Origin of the sequence: Providencia sp. PROV252 (genome assembly GCF_033676005.1) — a bacterium.
Lineage (GTDB): Bacteria > Pseudomonadota > Gammaproteobacteria > Enterobacterales > Enterobacteriaceae > Providencia > Providencia vermicola.
Map to the genome: position 1 here is coordinate 4,499,655 of NZ_CP096294.1, position 25,250 is coordinate 4,524,904.

The 25,250-nt window shown below is 40.8% G+C and carries 22 protein-coding genes and 1 pseudogene; 11 read left to right on the forward strand and 12 right to left on the reverse strand.

The window, feature by feature from the left end; all coding sequences use genetic code 11:
- The first annotated feature begins 13 nt into the window (after positions 1-13).
- From coaBC to slmA, 3 genes are all read left to right on the forward strand, one after another.
- On the forward strand, positions 14-1,225 hold the full coding sequence (coaBC, locus tag M1F05_RS20920) for a bifunctional phosphopantothenoylcysteine decarboxylase/phosphopantothenate--cysteine ligase CoaBC (RefSeq protein WP_206085711.1): 1,212 nt from the start codon (positions 14-16) through the stop codon (positions 1,223-1,225).
- The gene (gene dut / locus M1F05_RS20925; RefSeq protein ID WP_206085702.1) at positions 1,212-1,667 is read left to right on the forward strand and encodes a dUTP diphosphatase; all 456 of its coding nucleotides are present in this window, start codon (positions 1,212-1,214) and stop codon (positions 1,665-1,667) included. The genes coaBC and dut overlap by 14 nt, the downstream gene beginning before the upstream one ends.
- Before the next feature lie 216 nt (positions 1,668-1,883).
- Positions 1,884-2,483 carry a nucleoid occlusion factor SlmA gene (gene slmA / locus M1F05_RS20930; protein WP_206085700.1) on the forward strand — a complete coding sequence of 200 codons (600 nt, stop codon included), beginning with the start codon at positions 1,884-1,886 and terminating at the stop codon, positions 2,481-2,483.
- Between the two features lie 50 nt (positions 2,484-2,533).
- Here the strand turns inward: slmA and pyrE are convergent, their stop codons facing one another.
- Together pyrE and rph are read right to left on the reverse strand one after the other, a co-directional pair.
- Entirely contained in the window at positions 2,534-3,175 is a 642-nt protein-coding gene (gene pyrE / locus M1F05_RS20935; RefSeq protein WP_206085693.1) for an orotate phosphoribosyltransferase, read from the reverse strand.
- A gap of 121 nt (positions 3,176-3,296) precedes the next feature.
- Positions 3,297-4,010, reverse strand: coding sequence for a ribonuclease PH (gene rph, locus M1F05_RS20940; protein ID WP_206085691.1), 714 nt, complete (start codon positions 4,008-4,010; stop codon positions 3,297-3,299).
- A 122-nt stretch (positions 4,011-4,132) separates the two neighbouring features.
- On the opposite strand from rph, the gene M1F05_RS20945 reads away from it, so the two are divergent.
- The 6 genes and pseudogenes from M1F05_RS20945 to M1F05_RS20970 all read left to right on the forward strand — a co-directional run bounded on the left by M1F05_RS20945 (position 4,133) and on the right by M1F05_RS20970 (position 9,545).
- Positions 4,133-4,996: a YicC/YloC family endoribonuclease gene (locus M1F05_RS20945; RefSeq protein WP_206085689.1), complete on the forward strand. Its 864-nt coding sequence runs from the start codon at positions 4,133-4,135 to the stop codon at positions 4,994-4,996.
- Between the two features lie 241 nt (positions 4,997-5,237).
- Positions 5,238-5,638: pseudogene (locus tag M1F05_RS20950) on the forward strand (hypothetical protein).
- A 319-nt stretch (positions 5,639-5,957) separates the two neighbouring features.
- Positions 5,958-7,268, forward strand: coding sequence for an MFS transporter (locus M1F05_RS20955; protein ID WP_206085687.1), 1,311 nt, complete (start codon positions 5,958-5,960; stop codon positions 7,266-7,268).
- A 40-nt stretch (positions 7,269-7,308) separates the two neighbouring features.
- Positions 7,309-7,956, forward strand: coding sequence for an RraA family protein (locus M1F05_RS20960; protein WP_206085685.1), 648 nt, complete (start codon positions 7,309-7,311; stop codon positions 7,954-7,956).
- Between the two features lie 9 nt (positions 7,957-7,965).
- On the forward strand, positions 7,966-8,757 hold the full coding sequence (locus M1F05_RS20965) for a carbon-nitrogen hydrolase family protein (protein ID WP_206085684.1): 792 nt from the start codon (positions 7,966-7,968) through the stop codon (positions 8,755-8,757).
- A 164-nt stretch (positions 8,758-8,921) separates the two neighbouring features.
- On the forward strand, positions 8,922-9,545 hold the full coding sequence (locus M1F05_RS20970; RefSeq protein ID WP_047756388.1) for a GntR family transcriptional regulator: 624 nt from the start codon (positions 8,922-8,924) through the stop codon (positions 9,543-9,545).
- A gap of 81 nt (positions 9,546-9,626) precedes the next feature.
- Here M1F05_RS20970 and M1F05_RS20975 read toward each other — a convergent pair whose 3' ends face one another.
- The 3 genes from M1F05_RS20975 to M1F05_RS20985 form a co-directional block, all read right to left on the reverse strand.
- Positions 9,627-10,883: a nucleoside permease gene (locus M1F05_RS20975; RefSeq protein WP_206085682.1), complete on the reverse strand. Its 1,257-nt coding sequence runs from the start codon at positions 10,881-10,883 to the stop codon at positions 9,627-9,629.
- A complete protein-coding gene (locus M1F05_RS20980; protein ID WP_206085680.1) occupies positions 10,880-11,797 on the reverse strand; it encodes a DMT family transporter in 918 nt (305 codons plus the stop codon). Before M1F05_RS20980 ends, M1F05_RS20975 begins: the two co-directional genes overlap by 4 nt.
- A gap of 65 nt (positions 11,798-11,862) precedes the next feature.
- Complete coding sequence (locus tag M1F05_RS20985; RefSeq protein ID WP_206085679.1) at positions 11,863-12,681, reverse strand: purine-nucleoside phosphorylase; 819 nt, start codon at positions 12,679-12,681, stop codon at positions 11,863-11,865.
- A gap of 189 nt (positions 12,682-12,870) precedes the next feature.
- Between M1F05_RS20985 and M1F05_RS20990 the strand changes: the two genes are divergently transcribed.
- Together M1F05_RS20990 and thiM are read left to right on the forward strand one after the other, a co-directional pair.
- Positions 12,871-14,073, forward strand: coding sequence for an ROK family protein (locus M1F05_RS20990; RefSeq protein ID WP_241016880.1), 1,203 nt, complete (start codon positions 12,871-12,873; stop codon positions 14,071-14,073).
- Positions 14,074-14,150: 77 nt separating this feature from the next.
- Positions 14,151-14,930 carry a hydroxyethylthiazole kinase gene (gene thiM, locus M1F05_RS20995; RefSeq protein WP_272516349.1) on the forward strand — a complete coding sequence of 260 codons (780 nt, stop codon included), beginning with the start codon at positions 14,151-14,153 and terminating at the stop codon, positions 14,928-14,930.
- Between the two features lie 28 nt (positions 14,931-14,958).
- Here the strand turns inward: thiM and M1F05_RS21000 are convergent, their stop codons facing one another.
- From M1F05_RS21000 to fdhE, 7 genes are all read right to left on the reverse strand, one after another.
- Positions 14,959-15,663, reverse strand: a complete 705-nt coding sequence (locus tag M1F05_RS21000) for a lipopolysaccharide core heptose(II) kinase RfaY (protein ID WP_206085676.1) — start codon at positions 15,661-15,663, stop codon at positions 14,959-14,961.
- A 188-nt stretch (positions 15,664-15,851) separates the two neighbouring features.
- Positions 15,852-17,018, reverse strand: coding sequence for a nucleotide sugar dehydrogenase (locus M1F05_RS21005; RefSeq protein WP_206085674.1), 1,167 nt, complete (start codon positions 17,016-17,018; stop codon positions 15,852-15,854).
- Between the two features lie 44 nt (positions 17,019-17,062).
- Positions 17,063-18,064 (reverse strand): NAD-dependent epimerase, encoded by a 1,002-nt coding sequence (locus M1F05_RS21010; RefSeq protein WP_206085664.1) that lies wholly within the window; start codon positions 18,062-18,064, stop codon positions 17,063-17,065.
- A gap of 222 nt (positions 18,065-18,286) precedes the next feature.
- Positions 18,287-19,945, reverse strand: coding sequence for an LTA synthase family protein (locus M1F05_RS21015; RefSeq protein WP_206085662.1), 1,659 nt, complete (start codon positions 19,943-19,945; stop codon positions 18,287-18,289).
- Between the two features lie 70 nt (positions 19,946-20,015).
- Positions 20,016-21,884, reverse strand: coding sequence for a selenocysteine-specific translation elongation factor (selB, locus tag M1F05_RS21020; protein ID WP_206085660.1), 1,869 nt, complete (start codon positions 21,882-21,884; stop codon positions 20,016-20,018).
- On the reverse strand, positions 21,881-23,272 hold the full coding sequence (gene selA / locus M1F05_RS21025) for an L-seryl-tRNA(Sec) selenium transferase (RefSeq protein WP_206085658.1): 1,392 nt from the start codon (positions 23,270-23,272) through the stop codon (positions 21,881-21,883). The genes selB and selA overlap by 4 nt, the downstream gene beginning before the upstream one ends.
- A 22-nt stretch (positions 23,273-23,294) precedes the next feature.
- Positions 23,295-24,230 (reverse strand): formate dehydrogenase accessory protein FdhE, encoded by a 936-nt coding sequence (fdhE, locus tag M1F05_RS21030; RefSeq protein WP_206085656.1) that lies wholly within the window; start codon positions 24,228-24,230, stop codon positions 23,295-23,297.
- Positions 24,231-25,250: the final 1,020 nt, after the last annotated feature.

Below are 25,250 nucleotides of genomic sequence, written 5' to 3' on the forward strand. Positions count from 1 at the left end.
GTGGATAAAAATAATGAATCAACTATCACTATTGGGTAAACAGATAGTTATTGGTATCAGTGGGGGCATCGCCGCCTATAAAATTCCAGAACTAACGCGTCGCTTACGTGATCAAGGCGCGGTCGTACGTGTCGTCATGACTCAAGGTGCGAAAGCCTTTATTACCCCTCTGACTTTACAGGCAGTCTCTGGCCATCCAGTCGCAGACGATTTATTAGATCCAGCGGCTGAAGCAGCAATGGGTCATATTGAATTAGCAAAATGGGCTGACTTGATTATTTTAGCCCCAGCAACTGCTGATTTAATTGCTAGGTTTAATGCAGGTATGGCAAATGATTTGCTTACCACAATATGCCTTGCTAGCGCTGCGCCGATTGCCGTTGTACCCGCAATGAATCAACAAATGTATCGGGCCCGTGCAACACAAGATAATTTAATCAGATTGAAACAACGCCAGTGTATGATTTGGGGGCCTGATGAGGGCAGTCAAGCTTGTGGTGATATTGGCCCAGGCCGCATGATTGATCCGCTCGAAATTGTTCGTTTGGCTGGTGAATATTTCAATCCTAAGCTAGATTTACAAGGCATTAAACTGATGATCACTGCGGGCCCAACTCGTGAAGATCTAGACCCAGTGCGTTTTATCAGCAATCACAGCTCAGGAAAAATGGGGTTTGCTATCGCACAAGCAGCAAGCCAACGAGGGGCTGATGTGACATTAATTTCAGGGCCAGTTAACCTCCCTACACCGATGAGCGTTAATCGAATTAACGTGATTAGCGGCTTAGATATGTATGAAAAAGTGCACCAATCTATCGCTGAGCAAGATATTTTTATTGGTTGCGCTGCTGTTGCAGATTACCGAGCCAAAACGGTTGCTGAAAATAAAATAAAAAAACAAGGCGATGAGTTCACGATTACACTGGTGAAAAACCCAGACATTGTCGCAAGTGTTGGGGCTCTTACGAAAAATCGCCCTTATGTTGTGGGATTTGCAGCTGAAACCCAAAATGTGGAAGAATATGCTCGCCAAAAACGACAACAAAAACAATTAGATTTAATTTGTGCCAATGATGTTTCCCTTGCAGACAACGGTTTTAATAGCGATAACAACGCATTACATCTATTTGATGCCAACGGTGAGACTCGGTTGCCACATAGCAGTAAAATTGAATTAAGCCACTATTTACTTGACGAGATACTTCAACGTTATGAAAAAAATTGACCTAAAAATCCTTGATAACCGTATCGGTAATGAATTTCCTTTACCAACCTATGCAACAACAGGTTCAGCAGGTTTAGACTTGCGCGCTTGTCTTGATGCACCTATTGATTTAGCGCCAGGTCAAACAGAATTAATTCCAACAGGTTTAGCGATTCACATCGCTGATGAAAGTCTCGCTGCAGTTATTCTTCCCCGTTCGGGGCTGGGCCATAAACACGGTGTTGTACTCGGGAATCTTGTCGGACTTATTGACTCCGATTATCAAGGGCAACTCATGGTTTCTGTTTGGAATCGTGGTGATAAAACCTTTACTGTTGAGCCAGGCGAGCGCATGGCACAAATGGTTTTTGTCCCTGTGGTTCAAGCTGAATTTAATATTGTTGACGACTTTGATGCAACAGAACGTGGTGCAGGTGGTTTCGGTCACTCAGGTCGCCAATAAATAAAATATTCTGATATTTAATATGCTATATAGAACCTACTTTAGGTTCTATATTTATGAATCAAAACAATCAGTCGCATATTACTAAACAGGAAATTGTTCAAAATTTACTTATACTCTCTACATTTTTAAACCTATTTTGCTCTGTAAGTCTCTTTACTAAGAGCAAAATTTTGGATAGTTTGTTTTGCTGTTTTAGCAGGGGTCTTATTAGACATGGCAGAAAAAGCGACAACACAAAAACGTAACAGACGTGACGAGATCTTACAGGCTCTTGCGTTAATGTTAGAAAGTAGTGATGGTAGCCAACGCATTACGACTGCAAAACTTGCAGCCTCCGTTGGTGTTTCAGAAGCAGCGTTATATCGTCATTTTCCCAGTAAAATGAAAATGTTTGATAGTCTTATTGGGTTTATTGAAGATTCACTGGTCTCGCGTATCAATCTGATTTTAAATGATGAAAAAGATACCATCATTAGAATTAAATTAATGTTAGCGTTAATTTTAGGGTTTTCAGAGAAAAACCCAGGCTTAACACGTATAATGACAGGCCATGCGCTCATGTTTGAGCAAGACAGGCTACAAGACCGAATTAACCAATTGTTTGAGCGAATAGAGTCTCAATTGCGCCAAGTGTTAAAAGAGAAAAAAATACGTGATGGTCATGGCTTTATCCATGATGAATCGCTACTTGCTTCTCAATTACTTGCTTATTGCGAAGGTATGTTATCACGCTTCGTACGTTCAGAATTTCGTTACCGACCGACTGTCGAATTTGAAGCGCGCTGGCCTTTAATTTTAGCTCAGTTACAATAACAGTTATTAGTACTACTCACCCCGCCCGTTTTTTGGGCGAGGGGATTTTTTTAAATACCGTACTGTTCTCTATAAGCTTTCATTGCCACTAAGTGTGCTTCCATACCTTCTTGTTCAGAAAGATACGTAATCAAATCACTCATCGTAATGATTGAATAAACCTTGCAGTTATAGTCACGCTCAACCTCTTGTACGGCTGAGATTTCCCCTTTTCCTTTTTCTTGACGGTCTAAACACAACAAAACACCATTGAGAGTCGCTTTTTGCTGCTTAATAATTTCCATTGATTCACGAATTGCAGTACCTGCAGTGATCACATCATCAACCACAACAACACGTCCTTGCAGAGGGCTACCAACTAATACACCACCTTCTCCGTGATCTTTTGCTTCCTTACGATTAAAGCAATATGGCATATCGATATCATGATGCTCAGCCAATGCAACTGCCATTGTAGTTGCAATGGGAATACCTTTATAGGCTGGCCCAAAAATCACATCACACTCAATTGCACTCTCTTGTAGCGCTTGTGCATAAAAACGACCGACAAGTGCCAGATCACGCCCAGTATTAAATAACCCTGCATTAAAAAAATAAGGGCTTTTTCGACCTGATTTCAGCGTAAACTCACCAAATTTCAATACCTGTTTTTTCATGGCAAGTTCAATAAAATCGCGCTGATAGGCTTTCATTGGTCATTCTCCTCATTGATGACGATTATGTATATTAAATTTGTTATTTTGCTAATTGCGTTATCTGCCATTTAGCAGACATAAAAAAGGCGACTTTTCAGCCGCCTATTTAAACATTAATTTATTTCAGCGCTTCTCGCTGAGCTTCAAAAATGGTGTCGAGCCCTGTTTTGGCTAATGCTAATAGAGCCAATAATTCTTCATGGCTAAATGGTTCGCCTTCTGCGGTGCCTTGCACTTCAATCATACGGCCATCATCCATCATCACGACGTTCATGTCCGTTTCTGCCGCAGAGTCTTCAACGTACTCAAGGTCGCAAAGCGCTTCTTGGTTCACAATCCCGACCGAAACTGCAGCAACCATCGACTTCAGAGGACTTTTTGCAATTTTCCCCTGAGCAACCATATTATTCAGTGCATCCACCAGTGCCACACAAGCACCTGAAATCGCCGCTGTACGTGTACCGCCGTCAGCCTGGATAACATCACAATCTAAAGTGATGGTGAATTCACCCAATTTTTTCAGATCAACAGCTGCACGTAATGAACGGGCAATCAAACGTTGAATTTCCATTGTACGGCCAGTTTGTTTACCACGAGCCGCTTCACGTTGGTTACGTGAATTTGTTGCGCGAGGTAACATGCCGTACTCAGCGGTTACCCAACCTTGACCTTGACCTTTTAAAAAGCGAGGTACACCCTCTTCAACCGTTGCATTGCATAACACCTTCGTGTCGCCAAACTCAATAAGAACAGAGCCTTCTGCGTGTTTTGTATAATTGCGCGTGATGGTAATCGGGCGCATTTCGTCCGCTTGTCTATCTGCTGGGCGCATGGTGTTATCTCCGTTATCAACTCAAATTGGGACGCATTATACGTCCTTAAAACGATAATGCCTATCCTGTCATCTCTCATAGCGTTATAATCCCATTATCTTATCGATAATAGGAACGAATTATGATCCGTAGTATGACCGCTTTTGCCCGCCGTGATATCAAGGGTGAATGGGGGAATGCGGCCTGGGAGCTGCGTTCCGTAAACCAACGTTATTTAGAAACGTATATCCGTTTACCTGAGCAATTCAGAAGCCTTGAACCCGTTATTCGTGAACGCCTTCGTTCACGCTTAACGCGCGGAAAAGTGGAATGTAACCTGCGTTTTGAATTAGACGGTGCAAACCGTGGCGAATTAATTCTCAATGAACAATTAGCCCGCCAATTAATTAGCGCAGCAAATTGGGTCAAAAATTACAGCCACGAAGGTGAAATCAACCCGCTAGAGATTTTACGTTGGCCAGGTGTGATGTCGGCTGGCGAGCAAGATTTAGATGCCATCAGCGAACAGTTAATGGCTGGTTTAGATGAAACTATCGATGCTTTTATCCAAAGCCGAGAAGCGGAAGGTGCTTCATTGCATGCCTTAATTGAACAACGCCTTGATGGTGTTTTAGTTGAAGTGGCAAAAGTTCGTCAACATATGCCAGAAATTCTGCAATGGCAGCGCGATCGCCTTCAAAGTAAGCTCGAAGAAGCGGAAATCCAAGTGGATAACAACCGCTTAGAACAGGAGCTCATTTTGCTCGCCCAACGTGTTGATGTTGCTGAGGAATTGGATAGATTAGAAGCGCACGTTAAAGAAACGCGTAATATCTTGAAGAAAAAAGAAGCCAATGGGCGCCGCCTTGACTTTATGATGCAAGAATTTAATCGTGAGTCTAATACGTTAGCATCAAAATCGATTAATAGCGAAGTCACCACTTCCGCCGTTGAACTGAAAGTATTAATCGAACAAATGAGAGAACAAATTCAGAATATTGAGTAATCTCTCTGACTGTCATGCATGACTAAGCCAATTAATGCTCTGTGTAAATTGGCTTTTTTTATTTTACTGAAATATCCAAATAACCTGAAATAGGTGGATCCCCCCGCAATTTTGGAATAAAAATCGCATAAACTGCCTTAAAAATCCTATTTTTTGAAAATCCTTAGGCGCTCAAATAATCTCCACGATAAACTATCTTTCTTCCCCCAAAAAATCACTTACTCAAAAATTGGAGAGTCAAATGGTGCCGCAACAGCCTTTTGAAGATATTAGAAAAACGGATAATTCGGGAAATGAATACTGGTCAGCGAGAGAGTTGTCTAAACTCCTCGAATATTCGGAATATCGGCATTCTTACCTGTTTTAGAAAAAGCAAAAGAGGCATGTTTGCAAAGTAGACATGCCATTGAAGACCATTTCGAGGAGATCATCGATATGGTCGAAATTGGTTCTGGTGCTAAACGAAAGCTCAAACGAGATAACATCCAAAGTAAAACAGAAGCGAATCAAACTCACTTTGAAGTTGGCCAAAAAGTGAGAGAAACACTTGGCGGTACCATGCCAGAAAATCTGCCTACCCCAGAAAAAAGCATAAGACAACTCGCTCAAAAAGAGGCGAAAAAAAAGAAAATTGATAAATAACGTCTATGTTAAATCTAGAAATACGTCGGCATTTCTAGATTTAACTATTTCCCACGGCAACAAACGCTTAATTTACCCATGCTCCCTCAGAAGCATAATACATTGATTAATAACAAATTAATCTTTGATAATTGTTTTGTCGAAAAAACATGAGCTCGCTCATAAATTCACCAAATGTTTTGATTTCAATCACAGATAACAAAACAGATCTTTGACAGGCCAATAACGGGTTATTAACATCCATCTTGTATACAAGTTGAATTCAATATAAATACAATAAAATTAATTACCTCTACAGACCAATAAAAAAGGTAAGACTATGTCATACAAAGACTCTGTGATAGCACCTACAGCAAAAGACACACCAGGGCGTTTACGCTGGGGTTTAGCAGCAATATTTTTTATTATCGGTTTAATTGCCTATATGGATCGCGCCAACATTTCCATTGTTGCGGAACATATGATGACCGATTTAGGTATGAGTAAAGTCCAATTTGGTTTTTTAGGCGCATTATTTTCTCTTGGTTATGCATTAGCACAAATTCCAAGTGGAATATTAGCGGAACGCTTTGGCAGCCGGTTAATTGCGACAATAAGCTTATATGTTTGGTCTGCGTTTACCATTCTAACGGTGGTTGCACCGACTTACCTCTGGTTATGTATCGTTCGTTTTTTCTTTGGTGTTGGCGAGGCGCCTCTATACCCTTCAAATGCTGTCTTTAATACTTGGTGGTTTCGTCAAAATGAAAAAGCCAGAGCGGCAAGCTTCTTATTGGCAGGCTCTTATTTTGGCCCAGTCATCGCTCCTACCCTTACTGTTTTCATTATGATTTCTTTCGGTTGGCACGCTGTTTTCTATATCTTTGGAGTCATTGGTATTTTAATTGGTTTGATCTGGTACTTCTGCGCTCGCAATAAACCAGAACAGCACCCTAAGATTTCACAAAGCGAAATCGCATTTATACAAAGTGGCCGAACAATCAGTGAGAATGGCGGTGAAGATGTCAAAGCTCCATGGCGTAAGTTTATGAAAGAACGTCCATTTTGGGCTGTAGGCTTTCAATACTTTTTTGTCGCCTATATGACTACGTTATTTATGATTTGGTTACCAACTTACCTCCAAGAAGCACGCGGATTTTCACTAACTCAAATGGGTGTTGCGGCAAGTTTCCCATGGTTAGCCATTTGTATTGCTGTGCTTACCGCGGGTTCAGTATCTGACTGGCTACTCAATAAAGGCTACTCCCAATTAGTGGCAAGGGGCTACATCGCCATTACTGGTTTTATCCTGTTTATTGTTGGGATTTGTGGTGCTGCTCAAACGGAGAGCGCTGTTGTAAGTGTCGCATGGCTAACCCTTGCCCTCGGTGCTTTAGGCCTGCCCGTTGTGACTTCGTGGGCAATTGCCGCTGATAAAGGCCGTCAATATGCAGGATCAGTGAGTGGATGGATGAATCTGTGGGGCAATTTGGGTGGTGTTATTTCTCCAATTTTATGCGGCTGGCTTGCCCAACACTTTGGGTGGACGGTTGCCTTACTTTTCAACGTGATACCTATTAGTTTAGCCATTATTTGCTGGTTCTTCATTCAACCTGATAAACCTCTAGCAGCGGCTGTAAACCAAGATTAGTTTTACTCATACACTCTAATATAACGAATAAAGGTGCCCTATGTTTACGTTAAATCCTCGAGTTACCTGTTTTAGCCAAGAAGTGATCGAAAGCTGCCGCGATGTTTGCCCGTCAACAATTGGCCATATGACCGATTTTGGCTTCATCAAAACACTACGTCCACAAATTGAAAAAAACCAGTTCATTGGCCACGCAGTAACTGTGCGAATTCCACATATGGACTCTTCAGCAGTACATAAAGTCTTTGATATTGTTCAAGAAGGAGATGTTGTTTGCATTGATATGTCAGGAGATTATGACCGCGCCTGTTGGGGTGAGATGGTGTCCTATATGGCGCGAGCGAAAAAAATTGCTGGGGCTGTTATCGATGGTTGCGTAACTGATATCAAAGCGCTGCGTGAGATTGGTGTCCCTGTATTTGCTCACAAAGTCAGTCCGCTAACAACTCGAATCCTAGGCATTGAAGGCGCAATCAATGTGCCAATCAGTGTCGATGGCGTCACTATCCACCCAGGTAATTTAATTATTGCAGATGGTGATGGCATTTTAGTGGCTGATGAAGTGACATTGCAAGAATATCGCCAACGCGCGCTTAATGCACAACATGCTGAAATTGATGTCAAAAAACGCATAGATGCAGGTGAAACCTTAGCCGCTATCTCAGGCGCTGCAAAATATTTCGAATAAGGAGCCAACATGAAAGTTGCAATTGCCCAACTAGCCAGTAGCCCTAATAAAGAACAAAACTTGAAAAAAGCCTGTGATGCCATACAAAAGGCGGCTCAAGGCGGAGCAGATTTAGTTCTATTACCTGAAATGTTTATGGCATTTGTTCCCGCGGATAGTGGTATCAGCTATGCGGATGTCGCAGAGAACGTTGATGGTCCTTTTGTTTCTCAACTAGCCAAAACAGCAAAAGAGTATGGAATTTATGTGGTTTGTGGTATTTATGAACGGGCTGAGAATGAACCTAAACGCGCGTTTAACACCACCATTATGTTAAACCGCCAAGGGGAACTCATTTATCATTACCAAAAAACGCATTTATATGACGCATTCTCTTATCAAGAGTCACTCAATATCATTCAAAGTCATAATGAATTGAAACCTGTCGAAACCGAATTTGGGAAAATTGGTATTTTAGTATGCTATGAGCTGCGTTTCCCAGAAGTCGCCCGTAAATTAGCATTAGCAGGGGCAGATTTACTCCTAGTCCCAACAGCTTGGGTCAGTGGTCCTCTCAAAGAAGAGCACTACCAAACCCTAGTAAAAGCCCGTGCTCTAGAAAATACCATACCTGTTTGTGCGTGTGACCAAACCAGTAATATTTTTATTGGGCGCAGCTTAATTTGTGATGCTCTTGGCGTAACAATTGCTTCTGCAGGCTATGATGAAACCGTGTTCTTCGCTGAAATTTCCCCCGAGCACACAGCTGAAACTCGTCAAAAATTGCCCTGTATGGAAAACCGCCGTCCTGAATTATATTAACGCAATCAAAACTGGCACGGATGCTGGTTTATTATCCATATTATCACCAATAATTAACCGCCATTTGCTTATTATCTAAACAATATAAAGTTGGTACTTTACTTGTATACCAATCTATTCCTTTCTATACTCACTGAAATTTCTAATTTTGATACAAGATCCTGATGAAAGATAAACCACTCAGCCAACAAGCCTATACGGCTATTAAACATAAAATTCTCAGTAAGCAGTTTGGCGAGGAAAGCTATACCTCTGAAAACAGCTTAGTTGAAGAACTTGGTATGAGCCGTACTCCAATTCGTGAAGCGCTATATCAGCTACAAAATGAAGGTTTGGTTAAAATTATTCCACGCAAAGGGGTATTTATCCAAAAACTGTCCTTAAAAGAAACGCGGGATAATTATGATTTACGTTTAGCCATTGAGTCTCATGCAATTAAACTCGTCCGTGATTATTTAACTGAGGAACACTTCGCTTGCTTAGATGCGATAATTGAACAGCAAAAAGCGCTACTTGCCGAAAATAATTACCAAGGTTGGATTAAAGAAGATGAGCGCTTTCATCGATTCTTTTTAGAGTTACTCGATAACACTGTCTTTTTAGATTTAGCGGATAATATTCGCCAGCGTGTTTATTTTCAGCCAGACCCCATTTATCGTAATGAATATTACTTTGAGTCTACACGTCAACATCAACAACTTGTCGAACAACTCAAGCAAAAGGCTTTCAGCCAAGCAGAAGAAACTCTGACAGAACATATTCTACGAGGTAAACGTAACTATGTTTAGCGTTGAGTTGCGCCAAAAAGAAAAAGCCAAATTAATGGCTTTCTCTTTTTACGTTTTGTTCGTTATGTTTAACAGATTATCTTAGCTGGATTTGGCTTCCTTCATTGCCGCGTCTTTATCATGACTATAATGGAAGGTAAATTGGAAAATAATCGCTAAAACAATTGTGTAAGACGAAAAGACCAGCCAAATCATTTGCCAATCTTTAATACCGTCAACAGTATAGTAATCGACAACCAACCCGCTGAGAATTGCACCAAAATAAGCACCGACACCATTCACCATGGTCATAAATAACCCTTGGGCACTCGCACGCATTCGTGTATCGACTTCTCGTTCAATAAATATTGAACCTGAAATATTAAAGAAATCAAATGCACAACCATACACAATCATCGACATGATTAAGAACATCAAACCAATCGCTGATGGATCTCCGAAGGCAAAGAACCCAAACCGCAATGTCCATGCAAACATACTTAATAACATAACGGTTTTAATGCCATAGCGTTTTAAGAAGAATGGAATTGCTAAAATAAAACACACTTCCGCCATTTGCGAGATAGATAATAATATGGAGGGATATTGCACCACTAAACTATCTTGATACAGCGGATTGAGACCAAAATCATGTAAGAACGGGTTACCAAATGTATTGGTTATTTGTAAAACCGCACCAAGCAACATAGCGAATAAGAAAAATACAGCCATTATTGGCTTCTTAAATAACACTAACGCATCTAAGCCTAGCTTGCTCATCCAGCTACTTGAAATGGCTTTTTTATTCACTTCAATTTTAGGTAATGTTAGGGAATATGCGGCTAATAGCAGCGAACATCCCCCTGCTATATATAGTTGCATACTGCTGAGTTCAAATTTTAATAAGCTAATACTCCACATGGCGACAATAAACCCAACCGTTCCAAATACACGAATTGGAGGGAAGTTACTGACCGAATCCAATTGGTATTGGCTTAGTGATGAATAACTAATGGTATTTGAAAGGGCAATTGTCGGCATAAATGCCATCGCATTTATCAACATCACCCAAAACATCACCGATGAGCTGGTGACTGTAGCGGCATAAAATAGTGCAGCTGCCCCTATCAAATGGCAGATCATATATAAGCGATTCGCTGGGATATATTTATCCGCAATAATGCCGATAAGCCCTGGCATTAAAATAGCCGCAATGCCTTTAGAGCTATAAACTAAACCAACTTCAGCACCTGAGAAACTCAAAGTTTTCATCATGTACGAGCCGAGCGTAACTAACCAACTTCCCCAAACAAAATATTGCAGGAAAAGCATGATTTTCAAGCGGGATTTAATGTTCATACGAAGCTCCGTTTGGAGTTACATGTGTTTATTTTTATTTTCAGCTCAGCGATAGCCACCCCCATTAAAATGACGGCAACACCTATAAACTGAATGAATTCGAGGGGTAATTGCAGAACAGTCACTGACAGTAAAATAGTAACGGGCAGCTGCATTGAGCTCACAATGGTCGCTAAGCTTGTACCAATCAGAGGTGTGCCTTTAGCAAACATCCACATACCGAAGAAAGAACCAAAGAAAGCCAGAGGTAATCCATAAGTAAAAAATAGCGATTGAAACGTTGATACACTAAATAAGAATGTTGGTGGCACGATAATAGAGGTCAAGATTGCGCCTCCCGTCACCATAATTGCCGAGCGCATCATCGGATCCGTTTTTACAGCCAATGCGCCACTCACATACACCCGTATCGCATTTGATAATGCTGCACATAATCCTAATAGCACGCCTGCCCAATGAAATACGATATCTTGGCTATTTAATAACCCTGTCGCCAGTATGGTACCAATTAAGATCACTATTACAGAAACAATTGTCATTAATGGTGGTATTTGACGGTTTACGACAGCATTAATCGCCACTCCCATCCATGTAAATTGCAGAAATAGCACCACACCTAATGCTGGGGATAAATACTGCAACGATGCGTAATATAATAACCCCGTTAGGCCCGTCGTCGTCCCCGTTAACAACATCAAAAGACCTTGTTGCCGAGTTGGCCACATTAAGCGAGCTTTTTTCACTAATGCGCCGACAACAACAAAAAACCATAACAAAATTGCACCAAGTACCGTTTGGCTACCGATTACATCATTCAAGGAATAACCTGCGCGATAAGCCAGTACAACTAATGTTGAAAGAATGCCATAACTACAAGCGCCTAAAGAAACTAAAATCAGACCTTTAAATTTCATTTCAATATTCACCTTATTAATAATTACAGCATCTTTATTTTATTTTGAGAAAAAGAGTCTTTAAATTAGAAACGCGCAATCACACCCGTGACGAGTTTCAAGAATGTCGCTTTCACTTTTTCTGCGGTTTCAATCACTTCATCATGGCTTAATGGTTGTTCCAAAATTCCGCATGCCATATTAGTTAAGCAGGAAATTCCTACGGTTTTAATTTGTGAATGATGTGCAACTAATGCTTCTGGTACTGTCGACATACCGACTGCATCAGCCCCTAATGTTCTGATCATGCGAATTTCCGCTGGTGTTTCGTAAGTCGGGCCTGTCCACCATGCGTAAACCCCTTCACGTACAGAAACACCCTGTTCAGAAGCAACATCTTTGATTGTTTGGCGTAACTCTTTGTTGTATACCTCGCTCACATCCAAGAAACGAACACCCAACTCAGGGTTATTCGGCCCCATTAATGGATTATTTGCTGTCAGGTTAATGTGATCGGTAATAATCATCAGGTCACCTGGGTTAAAATCGGTATTTACCGCGCCACAGGCGTTAGTGATAATTAATTTTTCAACACCGAGTGCTTTCATCAAACGCACAGGGAAAGTCACTTGGTCTAATGAAAAACCTTCGTAATAGTGAAAACGGCCTTTCATCGCAACTACCGTTTTGCCAGCAATCGTACCAATCACTAATTCATTCGCATGGCCAACAGCCTCAGACTTAGCAAAATGAGGCACTTCGCTATAAGGAATATGAACCGCATTCTCTAGCGTATCTGCAAATGGGCCCAATCCAGAGCCTAAAATAATCCCAACAGTTGGCTTTAATTCCGTACGTGACTGAATAAATTTCAGGCTTTCTAAAATATCTTTCGTCTGGTGCATGGCTATCTCCAAATTAAAATCGAATACTGATTGTTGAAATCGATCATAGCGTAATTTAGAAACAGAACAGCGATCTTAATCTCATTTTAAGAAAAAGATTTTAGGTATGATGTGCGGCATAATGCAGAACTTTATATATAGATTTGCTAATCTTAAGCCTAATGGTTGGAACGAAAAGGAGTGGGGCGCTTGTTACATACATTATTAAATGAATTTCGCACCTCAAAAAATTCAAAAACACAAAAACTGAAAGTGCTTTACCGATTAGTTCTCAATCACGGGCCAATTCGAGCCGAGATGCTCGCTACACTCGCGAGTATGAAGCCAGCCACCTGTGCAAGATTGCTAGATGAGCTGAGTAAATGCCAATTAATTTCAACCTCTGAGCTGGGTGAATCCACTGGAGGACGTAAGCCCATTTTGTACAGTATCAACCCTGCGGATGGTTACCTTGTTGGCATTGAAATGAGTGATATCTATTCCACTATTGTTTTACAAAACCTAAAACTCGAAATTCTAGGGATGGTGAAAGTCAAATATGAGCACCTTGAAACGGCTGAGAACATGCTCGATCATCTGCTTAGTAAAGTTGACACCCTCCTTGCAGGACATCAACTAAGTGTAGAAAACCTGCTCGGTATCGGCATTGCTATCGACCATATTTTAGAGCGTGACAAACTCCCCTATCATCAATATAACTCGCGCATCAAAGGGCTCTATAACTACATCACGCAAAAAGTACCGTGCTTTGTGCTACTGGGAAGCGGGATCAGTTTTGCCGCATTCGCCGAATACCGTTTACATTATACGTCTGATAGCCAACGATTTTTATTTACCACCTGCGACACGGACATTCGCAGTTGCACGATCATCAATAATCATTACGCACCCGCACCAATTAGCACTGCGCAGGCATTTGGCCATACAACGATTGATATTAATGGGCAACGCTGTGAATGTGGCTCGTTTGGCTGTTTAAAGCAATACAGCTCGTTGTCCGCCATAAAATCTCGGGTGATCCAACAACTCCGATTAGGTAAAAGCTCGGTCATTAATGATCTTGTTAATAATGAAGCAGATATTAACTACCACACAATTTTCCAAGCGCTGACATTAAACGACACCATTTGTCTCGAAGCTCTTGAAGAAGCGGCTTATTATTATGGAATCGCTATCGCGAATGCTATTTTAACGACTCAAGCAGATGTCGTTGTTTGTGGTGGAACCTTAACACCAAAAAATCATTTCTTTGAGATGACGAAAAAGTCCGTTGAAGAAAAATTAGCCGCCTTCCCTCATATCAAAACACGTATTTATGCAGCTAATGACTCTTATGAAATTGTCGCACAAGGTGCTGGGGGAATGGTAATGGAAAATTACCTTTCAGATTAACGACTTCTTTCATTAAGAGAGATAGAGTGTAGAATAAATCCACTATTTTATACTCTATCACGCAAAATGAGGGGATCATGAGCGAATTTGAACATATCAACGATACTGTAATATCACCGATATTACAGCAACTTCACAGCAAATCTCCTCTCGTTCACTGCATGACCAATGATGTCGTTCAAACCTTTACCGCAAATGTTCTGTTAGCGCTAAATTGTTCCCCTGCCATGGTCATTGAACCTGAAGAAGCTGAGCAATTTGCTGCCATAGCAAACAGTTTATTAATTAATGTGGGAACACTCACGACGGATAGGCAACAAGCAATGAAACGCGCTGTACATAGTGCAAATACCGCGGAAAAACCTTGGGTTCTTGACCCTGTTGCTGTTGGTGCTCTCACTTTTCGTACCCGCTTCTGTCATGAGCTTCTTGGCCTTAAACCTGCTGCAATTCGGGGCAATGCATCCGAAATTATGGCATTAGCAGGTAACAGTCTCGGTGGTCGAGGGGTAGACTCCCTAAACTCCACAAATGATGCCCTTCCTGCAGCAAAATCACTGGCCAAACAAGCGAATACCATTGTCGCCATCAGTGGCGAAATTGATTATGTCACTGATGGCAAACGCACAATTGCTATCGCAGGCGGGGATATTTTAATGACTCGCGTAGTTGGGACGGGATGCGCACTATCCGCTGTCGTTGCCGCTAGCTGTGCGCTATCTGGTGATAGGCTACAACATGTTGCAACCGCTTGTGCACTAATGAAACAGGCAGGGGAAACAGCGACACAGCGCTGTCGCGGTACTGGTAGCTTTATCCCTGAGTTTTTAGATGCACTTTATCAATTAAACCCATAAATTCACCGATAAGAAAACTCAATTTAGTCTATAACCGAGTTTTCTTACCTCGCAACTTTCTAGACCAATGGCGAAAGTTATCCCTAAAACGAATAAACCGATAAGCCCCGTTTTTTTTGTCTGGCTCAATACCATAAAAACGTTTTAAGGCGATTAAATCATTTGCTTTACATATGGTTAAATTTCCGTAATCAGACAAATCAATCACTTTCAGTCCATTCTCTGTCAAAACAAAGTTTCCTGCATGAATATCATTAGAAGATAAACCATAGCGATGAAGTTGGTCGATAACCGATTTCATTTCAGCATAATAAGGTGTTAGATCATCCAATTCTGATAGGACAGTTCCTTCAACATATTCAGCAATAATCCACGTTTCAACTGATTCACGGCATTGCATTTTTTCTGCCACAAAATAGATGTCATTTGTAACAGTGCAGCCCTGATTTTGTGCGGAGACTAAACGCATTAATAAACGTGAATAAAATGGGCCAGATAACATACGCATTACTCTTTTTTCAATGCGTTTATCCCGCTCTTTTTCACATTTGATAATATAATTTTGGCCATTTAGTTGAATACGTTCGACACTTCGTTCTGCATTTCCACTGCCTAAATCTTTACCAACAATTCGTCCATCAATATAGTCAGTCATGACTTGCCAAAAATCAATTTCACCTGCTTTTTGGTAAGTTATGAAGTCACCTCTTTGTTTTTTTATAATTTTTTGCATGACAGAGCGCCCGCTTTTTAATCAATCGGCGGATGCTAACAAATGAAAAAAGACATTTCTTAGCGATTCTTGCAAAAATGGTTCAAAAATAAAGAAGTTGTGGAATACCGCACAAAATGAGCGGTTTTTAGGAAGGAAAAGGTGAAAAATAGGCTGGCAAACTGCCAACCCATTCTTACTATTAATATTTAGTCATTACCAAATAAATCACGGGTATACACTTTATCTGCCACATCTTCGATTTCAGGCACCATACGGTTAGCCAAAATGATGTCGCACTGGGCTTTAAATTCCGCTAAGTCATTGACCACTTTTGAACGGAAAAACTCGGTTTCTTTCATCACAGGCTCATACACCACCACTTCAATGCCTTTGGCTTTGATGCGCTTCATGATGCCCTGCACCGCAGAAGCACGGAAATTATCTGACCCTGCTTTCATCACTAAGCGATAGACACCGACTTTACGTGGTGCTTTGGCAATAATTGCGTCCGAAATGAAGTCTTTACGCGTGCGGTTGGATTCGACAATCGCGTTAATCAGGTTGTTCGGCACATCATCGTAGTTAGCGAGCAATTGCTTGGTATCTTTCGGTAAACAATAACCGCCGTAACCGAATGATGGGTTATTATAATGACTGCCAATACGCGGGTCTAACGAAACACCTTCAATAATTTGGCGTGCATTTAAACCGCGGCTTTCTGCGTAAGTGTCTAGCTCATTAAAATACGCCACTCGCATCGCTAAGTAAGTGTTAGCGAACAACTTAATGGCTTCGGCTTCAGTTCCATCAGTAAATAACACCGGAACATCTTTTTTGATGGCGCCTTCAAGTAGTAAATCGGCAAAAATTTGCGCGCGCTCAGAACGCTCACCGACCACAATACGGGACGGGTGCAAGTTATCCCATAATGCGCGGCCCTCACGTAGAAATTCTGGAGAGAAAATCACGTTGGTATAACCAAATTCTTCCCGTAAACGTGCGGTAAAGCCGACAGGAATGGTCGATTTCACGATAATCGTGGCGGTTGGGTTGATTTCATTTACATCATGAATAACCGATTCCACCGATTTAGTATTGAAATAGTTAGTTTTTGGGTCATAGTCTGTTGGTGTAGCAACAATAACGTACTGCGCACCCGTATAAGCTTCCACTTTATCTTCCGTGGCGCGGAAATTCAGTGTTTTTTCCGTTAAAAACTGCTCAATCTCCGTGTCGACAATGGGTGATTGGTGGTTGTTTAACATCGCCACTTTTTCGGGAATGATGTCCACAGCAACCACTTCGTGGTGTTGTGACAGTAACATGGCGTTAGATAGACCGACGTAGCCGGTTCCTGCGATTGCTATTTTCAAACTTGCCTCTCAAATCCTGCTACGGATATTACAGGTTGTTGATATTATTGATGGTAATAAGAACGATACCAATCAACAAACGCCTGAACACCCTGTTCAATAGAAACCTGTGGGCGATAACCTGTTACATTAAACAGGTCTTCAGTATCTGCCCACGTTGTGTACACATCCCCAGCTTGCATCGGTAAAAAGTTTTTAATTGCTTCTTTTCCAAGGGCTTTTTCTAACGCAGAAATAAACTCAATCAACTTAACGGGCTGGCCGTTACCAATATTATAGATGCGATACGGTGCGCTGCTTTGCGCTGGTGATGTCGAATGATTGTTTGGGTCTGCTTGAGGGATTATATCGGAAATTCGTATCACCCCTTCGACAATATCATCAACAAAAGTGAAATCACGGCTCAGATTGCCGTTATTATAAACATCAATAGCTTCGCCCGCTAAAATGGCTTTAGTAAATTTAAATAACGCCATATCAGGACGTCCCCATGGCCCATATACCGTAAAGAAGCGCAAACCTGTTGTTGGTAACTGATATAGGTGTGAATAGGAATGGGACATTAATTCATTGGCTTTCTTTGTTGCGGCATACAATGAAATGGGGTGATCTGTAGGCATGTCCGTGGTAAATGGCGCATTATCCGTCACACCGTACACAGAACTAGAAGAAGCATACACCAGATGCTTCACTTTCGCTTGACGGCAGCCTTCTAAAATCGATAAATGCCCAGTTAAGTTGCTGTCCGCGTAAGCAAATGGATTTTCTAACGAGTAACGCACACCAGCTTGAGCGGCAAGGTGGATCACTCGGTCAAACTGCTCTTGGGTACATAGTACTCTGACCGTTTCACGATCCGTCAAATCAAGGTGAATAAAGCGAAATAAGGGGTGTTGCTCTAATAAATGTAAACGAGATTGTTTAAGGCCCTGATCGTAATAGGCATTTAGGTTATCAATTCCAACGACTTCATGCCCATTTTCTAATAAACGCTGACACAATCTAAAACCAATAAAACCCGCACTTCCCGTGACCAAGTATTTCATATTTATCGTCTTCTAGCATTAAACCATTCACAAAGCTCAATAGAGCACCAAGTTTCACAGAAAAAATTAACTTAATTTAAGACAAAAAAAACAGTGAATGGTTTTATGGTTAGAATAATAATGTGTAAAAAAGCAGTGAATTTTAAGGAAGTATTAAGATTTCAAAAATCGACATAAAAGAAAGCCGCAAGTTTGCTCCAACCTGCGGCCAATCATCACAATTTATTGAGTACCGCTTTTATCTGCCGCTTCCAATGTGCGATAAATGTAATTACGGTAACTATCTAACAATTTTTGGTCTTCACAATCATTGAGCTTACCATCACATAAATGACGCATTTTGATATTTGCTTCATAGAATGGAGAAATCTTTAAGTTTGCTCTTTCCAGCAAAATTCCACCCAAGAATGAAATATCGGTTAATTCCCCTGTTTTGATTGCAGTACCTGATTTTAAATTGTCCCGCAATGTAAATTGCGTTAAATACGCAGGGGATGAAAATGGTGAATCGTACTGATTTAGGCTAATACCTGGTTGATGGTCCCCAAAATATAAAAACATTAACGGGCGGTCGCGCTTATCAATAAACTCAGCGAAATCTCGCATCGCCCCATCGGACGCGGTAATTTTTTCCATATAGTGGCTAAATTCACCAGCTGCATCTTGATGCTTAATTTTATCTTTTATACCGAAATCATCACTATGTGTTTCTTTATAAGGCCCATGTTCATACATGGTTAAAGAGAAAATAAAGACTGGCTTATCCGTTTCTTTTGCTAAGATTTCTTTGACGTACTTCAGCATGTCGTCCGTGCTAATAGTCCATAGATTATCTTGTAATTTCCCTGGGTAGCCAAGTTCCTGGGGCTGAATAATTCTATCCACGCCTAATGTTTCATATGCATGACCCGAATGATAAGCCCCTTTATTAAATGGCGTCAGCACAACAGTATAATAACCATTGGCTTTCATTTCTTTAAATAAGCTATTTTTCAAGTTATCGACAATAAAGTAAAACACACCACTTTTTTGTGCCCCGAAATCATCACTATTTAACCCAGTTAACGCTGAAAACTCAGATAACCAAGTGCCACCACCAAAGGTTTGGACTCGCATTTGACTATGAGCAGTGACCCCAGCATCCTGCTGGAACATAAATAAATTAGGGAGTTTCGTGCCTTCTGGCAAATCATAAATGTGCGGGTCAACCGTTGATTCTTGCAGTAATAAAACAATGTCTGGCTTTTCTGACGAGGTGCTATTGTTTAATGAGACTGTCGCCGCTTTTTCGATAAAGTAGTCAGCGGTACCCACAAACTCAGGAGATTGGTAACTGGAATTTTTTGCGGACATAATGATATTAGTCACAGTCCCGCGGCCTTTTGGCAACGTCTGGGACCATCGGTCATAATAATGGGAGCTAGCAAAATTAGCGCCAAAATAACCCACAACAACCAGTATCACACCTAAAATGCGTGAAACATGTGATTTGCTCGACTTAATTAAACGCCAACTAATGGCACCATTAACGACCAGTAGAATTAATAGCCCAACTAGCGCAACACCTGCTAACCAATAATGGCTTAACGTGCCCATATTAGAGGTGTCTGTCATAATATTAATATCAGTGAAGAAAAGCTGTTCTTTGTAATAATGGACTTTTAACTGATTTAGGAATTTTATGATAATAAACAGGGTACTGGTAATTACGACAGAAAATAACCAGCGTGCGGTTAATACCATTAAAATACCAAATAACACAGCATATACACTGAGCGATATGAGTGCAGGATAAATCACGCTACCTTTCTCAAACACCAAGAAAAGAGAGCCAATAAAGATCAATGCTAGATAAAAGCCTGCAAATAACTTTTTCTTCATCAGTTTTACCACAAGTTTAATATGAGGGGTTTGCTATGAGGCACCACTATAGCGGATCAAAACACTCAATTTATTCAACGAAAATGCCTTTATCTCGTAAATAGTGACCATCGCCTTTACGACGAGTAAAACCGCTTTTGTCAAAAAACTCAAGAATTTGTATCGCAAGTTTTCGACCAATCCCTAACTCATTACGAAAATCAGCAGCAAAAATGACGTCATTTTCCAAACAATGACGGTGGATTAGTGATGCGAAATGATTAATTTGCTCATGGCTATAATAACGATCACGAACGATAGCAGTAATTAACCCCATTTGAGCCGCTTTTTTGAGTACTCGGCGCATAGCCTCTTCTTCATTCCCAGTTTCTACTGCTAAATCACGTACCCACCATGCCTCATTGCGCGTCAATAAAGGGAAAATTTGTTGCCAAATCACTTCCTGCTGGGCATCAAAAATAAGTCCATGCTGCGGCATATGCAACCAACCGCGCGTTTGCTTAATCGTTCCATTTTCAATCAAGTCATTAATTAATTTGAAAACTAACGCATCACTCATTGAAGGCAGTGCCATACGTTTTAAACGCGCTTTTCCAACGCCTATCTGGTCGCTATGTACTTCATTAAATTTTTCAAGAGTTTGAATTAATCGGTCTTTCGCAGTTTGTGCTTTAAACGCAGAGAGAACGCTATTTCCAACATGTTCTGCATCCGTTTGCACTAATATGTTTTCAAGTGCATCACCTGTTAACTGCCTAGCCCAACCATAATCTTGTAGGTTTAATTCACCTTGAGGAAGTTGCAACTTGAAATGCGTTAGCTCATCATCTTCTTTCGACAATAAAGCTAACCAATCTAAAAATTCTGGAAGGCGCTTTCCTCGACGAGGAGAGGTTAATCTGAGCACTCTAGCCCCCCCTAATGTTTGGCGGGCACTGATATCTCGAATAATCAATCGGTCATTATCAGCTAACCATAATGGGGTATCTAAAATTAACTCGGCAAGAACAGGTGTTTCCCCTTGATCAACCAATAAAGAAACTCGCCCAGTGATATGACTTGCACCATGGTATAAGTGGACAGGCTGCCAATGCTTAATTAGCGAGTCACACTCCAGTTCAACAATCACACGATTAGCAATAAATGCAGGTTTTTCGGCCAGTAACCAATCACCTCGGGTGATATCTTCTTTATCAATATCACCTGAAAGATTTAATGCAACACGGTCACCCGCCTGTGCAAAATCTGCAGGTTGATTTTGCCTATGGATCCCCCTAACGCGCACTTGCTTATCTGCGCCTGTCACCCACAATGAGCCGCCGACTTGAACTTGGCCTGCAAGGGCCGTTCCTGTAACAACAATCCCTGCACCTTTAACATGGAAAACACGGTCTATCGCTAAGCGAAAACGGCGTTGTAAATTTTCATGTGTTCCACTTTGCTGATGTAACTGCTGCAAGTATTCGCGTAATGCATCAATACCGCGGCCATCTAGGGTCGAGGTGATAAACAAAGTCGCATTAGACCAACCTTGTTGAGATAATTCAGCTTTAACCTGTTCAGCCACCTGTTCGATACGTAAATCATCAGCGCGGTCTGCTTTCGTTAAAATAACCGTAAGATCTTGGCAACCTGCAAGCCTTAAAATAGACAAGTGCTCAAGAGTTTGCGCCATCACGCCATCATCACACGCCACGACGAGAAGTGCATGATTAATCCCGCCGATTCCCGCCAACATATTAGCTAAGAACTTTTCATGCCCTGGAACATCAATAAAACCAATAGCACTACCATCACGTTGAGGCCAATAGGCATAGCCCAAATCGATAGTCATCCCACGCTTTTTCTCTTCTGGAAGATGCGCAGTATTTACGCCTGTAATTAGTTGAATTAATGATGTTTTTCCATGGTCAACATGGCCTGCAGTTGCGAAAATCATGAAAGTAAAACCTGTAATAATGTATGTTCATCATCGAGGCAGCGCAAATCTAGCCACAGTTTCCCATCTTTCATTCGTCCAATCACAGGTTCAGATAGTTGACGCCAATGAGACGCTAACTGCTCCAGTGTACCGCCTTTACCATTGAGAGGCGCAAAGGTAATCGCAAAGCTTGGCAATCTATCAATAGGTAATGAGCCACTACCAATTTGTGACAAGCAAGGTTCAATTTCAACGATAAACTTGTCACCATAGAATGCCTGTAAAGCCACTAACACATTATCTGCACTACGACGAATTGTCTCAGGGTCACGCGTTAACCAACGTAATGTCGGTAAATCATTAGTCAGTTTTTCAGGGGTAAGATAGAGCTTTAATGTCGCTTCCAGTGCCGCTAACGTCATTTTGTCGACTCGCAATGCACGTTTTAACGGATGTTTTTGTATAGCATCGATCCATTTTTTCTTTCCAAGAATGATACCTGCTTGTGGGCCTCCTAGCAGTTTATCTCCTGAAATAGAAACCAAATCAACACCTTGAGTGAGATAAGTATGAGGCATAGGCTCCTCAGGCAAACCATATGCCGTCATATCAATCATGGAACCACTGCCTAAATCAATTGCTGTGGGAAGCTGGTATTTTTTGCCTAACTCAGCCAGTTCATGACCTTCAACCTCAGCGGTGAAGCCTTCAATGCTATAGTTACTGGTATGCACCTTCATTAATAGTGCGGTGTGCTCATTAATCGCATTTTCGTAATCACGTAAGTGAGTACGATTAGTGGTACCCACTTCAACCAGTTGGCAACCCGCTTGAGACATTACATCTGGCACACGAAAAGCACCGCCAATTTCAACCAACTCACCGCGAGAAACAATCACTTGCTGACCATTTGCCACCGTTGCAAGCAACAATAAAACTGCTGCGGCATTATTATTTACAATACAAGCATCCTCTGCGCCTGTGAGCTCGCAAAGTAAGTCTGCAATTGCGCGATCCCGATGACCACGCATTGCGCCATCAAGAGAATATTCTAATGTGACAGATGAACTCATCGCTTTGCTAACTGCGTCAATCGCTGTTTTGGACATCACTGCTCGCCCAAGATTGGTATGCAAAACCGTTCCCGTTAGATTAAAGACATTTTTTAATGCACTTTGGCCTAATTCATCGTGGCGTTTAGCGAGTTCTTTTAGCCAGTCAATATGCCAATCTGGTAGCTGTCCCTGCTGAGAGATACACTTTCGCGCTTGTTCCTGCATTTCACGTAAACACGTGGTGACCCAATGCAACCCCGACTGTTCAACCAATATTTGCACTTCATCAAGCTGCAATAGTTTGTCAATTGAGGGTAATTGTCGATATAACGCTAAGTTTGCTTCCACCATAGTCACTATTCTCTTTTACAACTTACTTTTCGCCAGGAAACAGGAATGGGTTAATACTGCTACGAGCAAAGCCTTCTTCTTCCATACGCGCATCAAGAATAATTGAGGCTAAATCATCCGCAACGGCTTCCACTTTGGCTTCTTTTTCTTGGTAAAGAATTTTAAGATAACTGCCGCAATCGCCGCAACTTTCCGCCTTCACCGCCGCATTTTCATCATCAAGAGACCAATAGTTTAACTTACCTGTTTGCTCGCAATTGCTGCACTTCACTCTCACCATGTGCCATTCAGTTTCACACAAGTTACAGTGTAAATAGCGTAGACCTTGAGAAGTCCCAATTTGAACGATGCTAGAAACAGGCATGCTATTACACACAGGGCAAAAATGACGATGATCACCGTGTTCTGCACGCGCTTTACCTGGAATATTCGCCGCCATTTGCGCCCAATAAACAGAAAGCGCGGCCCAGATAAACATAGACTTATCTGCAGGTACCTTTTCAAACTCTTCATTTAATAACGCTGTTGCCATGGCCTCTAATTCATTTTCAGATGCCTTATCTAAATTTTCGAGCGCTGGACGTACAGATTCAGGAACAACTGGCATTAATTCTGCAATTATTGATTTTAATAATTTATGCCAATGTGTTGTACGAGGCAGCGTTTTAGCATCCAACGGCGGATTATTAGTATGAATTGAACGCTCTAAAACTACTGTCATATCAATATCTAGTGGATTATCATGCTGTGCATTATGTTGTGCAGTTGCCACTTCAGCTGCAAAGCTAAGATAATCAGCAAAAGGATGTTCCCCAATACCTAGCTCTTTCAGTCTCTCAGCTCGACGTTGGTATAAGCTTTTTAAGTTAGGGAACAGTACTGGCGGAATAAAACCAATGCCTTTTTCTTTTAATCTTTCTTGTCCTAACTCTTCTTTAGGAACGATACGAATACCCATTGCATTCTCACTTTTCTATTTTCTGAACGATTTTTTGAGCATATAGGGTAAGCCTATACACAAATTTATCATTCCTATTTTATGCCATCAGCAAAAATTGCTGCTATTAACTGCTCAGGATAAAACAAATTTGGTTGGGTCGCTACCTTAACCCCTTTGTATCAATACGGGTATTTGATCTGATAAGGGTTTTGCGGACAACTAAAGAAAAAACACCGACAAATTTACCTTAAAGAATCGGCAATTATGATATTGAGTAATCGATAAAAATCCGTTTTTGAAGTATGGATTATGCCTATTTCAATGCTATAAATTATCGAAGCACTCTAACCTGTGAAGTTCATAAAATTTTAATAATATCAAAATTATTAATTATTCAATAAATGCAGTTAAATAAAATTTCGGCTTAATCAGTAATAATAAATTATTACAGAGAAAGAAAATAAAGAGAAACAATTCACATATTGTTAATTTTACGTCCAAATCACTCAATTTTATTTCTTATCTAATCATAGTGAAATCAAAAATATAATTAAGCCAACATTAGCAATCTAATGCTTTTATAATAATATTAATTGCATTTTTTATCGTAATACATCATCAATGGTCTGATAACCTAACTTATAATCTACCAACCAACTAAGGACAGTTATATTTTTCTCAAAATAATTAAACCAATTTATTGCTCTGACTAAAAATAGCTCACTAAATCAATCGGATGAGTCTATCAACGTCACATCCTTAGGGATATCGCAAGGTTTAATTTTACTCGATAAAAGCTTGGAAAGAACATGTTAGTAGAAAAACAAACTACTTATTTCAGACGATAGCATTGCGTTATTTAATAAAATCCCGCCCACAATGAGAGTATAAATAAAATATTAAATAACAATATATTAATATTAGATAACTTGAAAAATTAACGGGGTTACTATTAGGGAAAATTCAGTCATAATAAAAACACAGCATTAAATTTGGCAATATTTTACCAAGATATCATAGATGGGGTGCTAAATTTTA

Coding starts and splice junctions, on each gene's coding strand:
- coaBC (WP_206085711.1), top strand. CDS start 14: ATGAATCAACTATCACTATTGGGTAAACAGATAGTTATTGGTATCAGT.
- dut (WP_206085702.1), top strand. CDS start 1,212: ATGAAAAAAATTGACCTAAAAATCCTTGATAACCGTATCGGTAATGAA.
- slmA (WP_206085700.1), top strand. CDS start 1,884: ATGGCAGAAAAAGCGACAACACAAAAACGTAACAGACGTGACGAGATC.
- pyrE (WP_206085693.1), bottom strand. CDS start 3,175: ATGAAAGCCTATCAGCGCGATTTTATTGAACTTGCCATGAAAAAACAG.
- rph (WP_206085691.1), bottom strand. CDS start 4,010: ATGCGCCCAGCAGATAGACAAGCGGACGAAATGCGCCCGATTACCATC.
- M1F05_RS20945 (WP_206085689.1), top strand. CDS start 4,133: ATGATCCGTAGTATGACCGCTTTTGCCCGCCGTGATATCAAGGGTGAA.
- M1F05_RS20955 (WP_206085687.1), top strand. CDS start 5,958: ATGTCATACAAAGACTCTGTGATAGCACCTACAGCAAAAGACACACCA.
- M1F05_RS20960 (WP_206085685.1), top strand. CDS start 7,309: ATGTTTACGTTAAATCCTCGAGTTACCTGTTTTAGCCAAGAAGTGATC.
- M1F05_RS20965 (WP_206085684.1), top strand. CDS start 7,966: ATGAAAGTTGCAATTGCCCAACTAGCCAGTAGCCCTAATAAAGAACAA.
- M1F05_RS20970 (WP_047756388.1), top strand. CDS start 8,922: ATGAAAGATAAACCACTCAGCCAACAAGCCTATACGGCTATTAAACAT.
- M1F05_RS20975 (WP_206085682.1), bottom strand. CDS start 10,883: ATGAACATTAAATCCCGCTTGAAAATCATGCTTTTCCTGCAATATTTT.
- M1F05_RS20980 (WP_206085680.1), bottom strand. CDS start 11,797: ATGAAATTTAAAGGTCTGATTTTAGTTTCTTTAGGCGCTTGTAGTTAT.
- M1F05_RS20985 (WP_206085679.1), bottom strand. CDS start 12,681: ATGCACCAGACGAAAGATATTTTAGAAAGCCTGAAATTTATTCAGTCA.
- thiM (WP_272516349.1), top strand. CDS start 14,151: ATGAGCGAATTTGAACATATCAACGATACTGTAATATCACCGATATTA.
- M1F05_RS21000 (WP_206085676.1), bottom strand. CDS start 15,663: ATGCAAAAAATTATAAAAAAACAAAGAGGTGACTTCATAACTTACCAA.
- M1F05_RS21010 (WP_206085664.1), bottom strand. CDS start 18,064: ATGAAATACTTGGTCACGGGAAGTGCGGGTTTTATTGGTTTTAGATTG.
- M1F05_RS21015 (WP_206085662.1), bottom strand. CDS start 19,945: ATGAAGAAAAAGTTATTTGCAGGCTTTTATCTAGCATTGATCTTTATT.
- selB (WP_206085660.1), bottom strand. CDS start 21,884: ATGATTTTCGCAACTGCAGGCCATGTTGACCATGGAAAAACATCATTA.
- selA (WP_206085658.1), bottom strand. CDS start 23,272: ATGGTGGAAGCAAACTTAGCGTTATATCGACAATTACCCTCAATTGAC.
- fdhE (WP_206085656.1), bottom strand. CDS start 24,230: ATGGGTATTCGTATCGTTCCTAAAGAAGAGTTAGGACAAGAAAGATTA.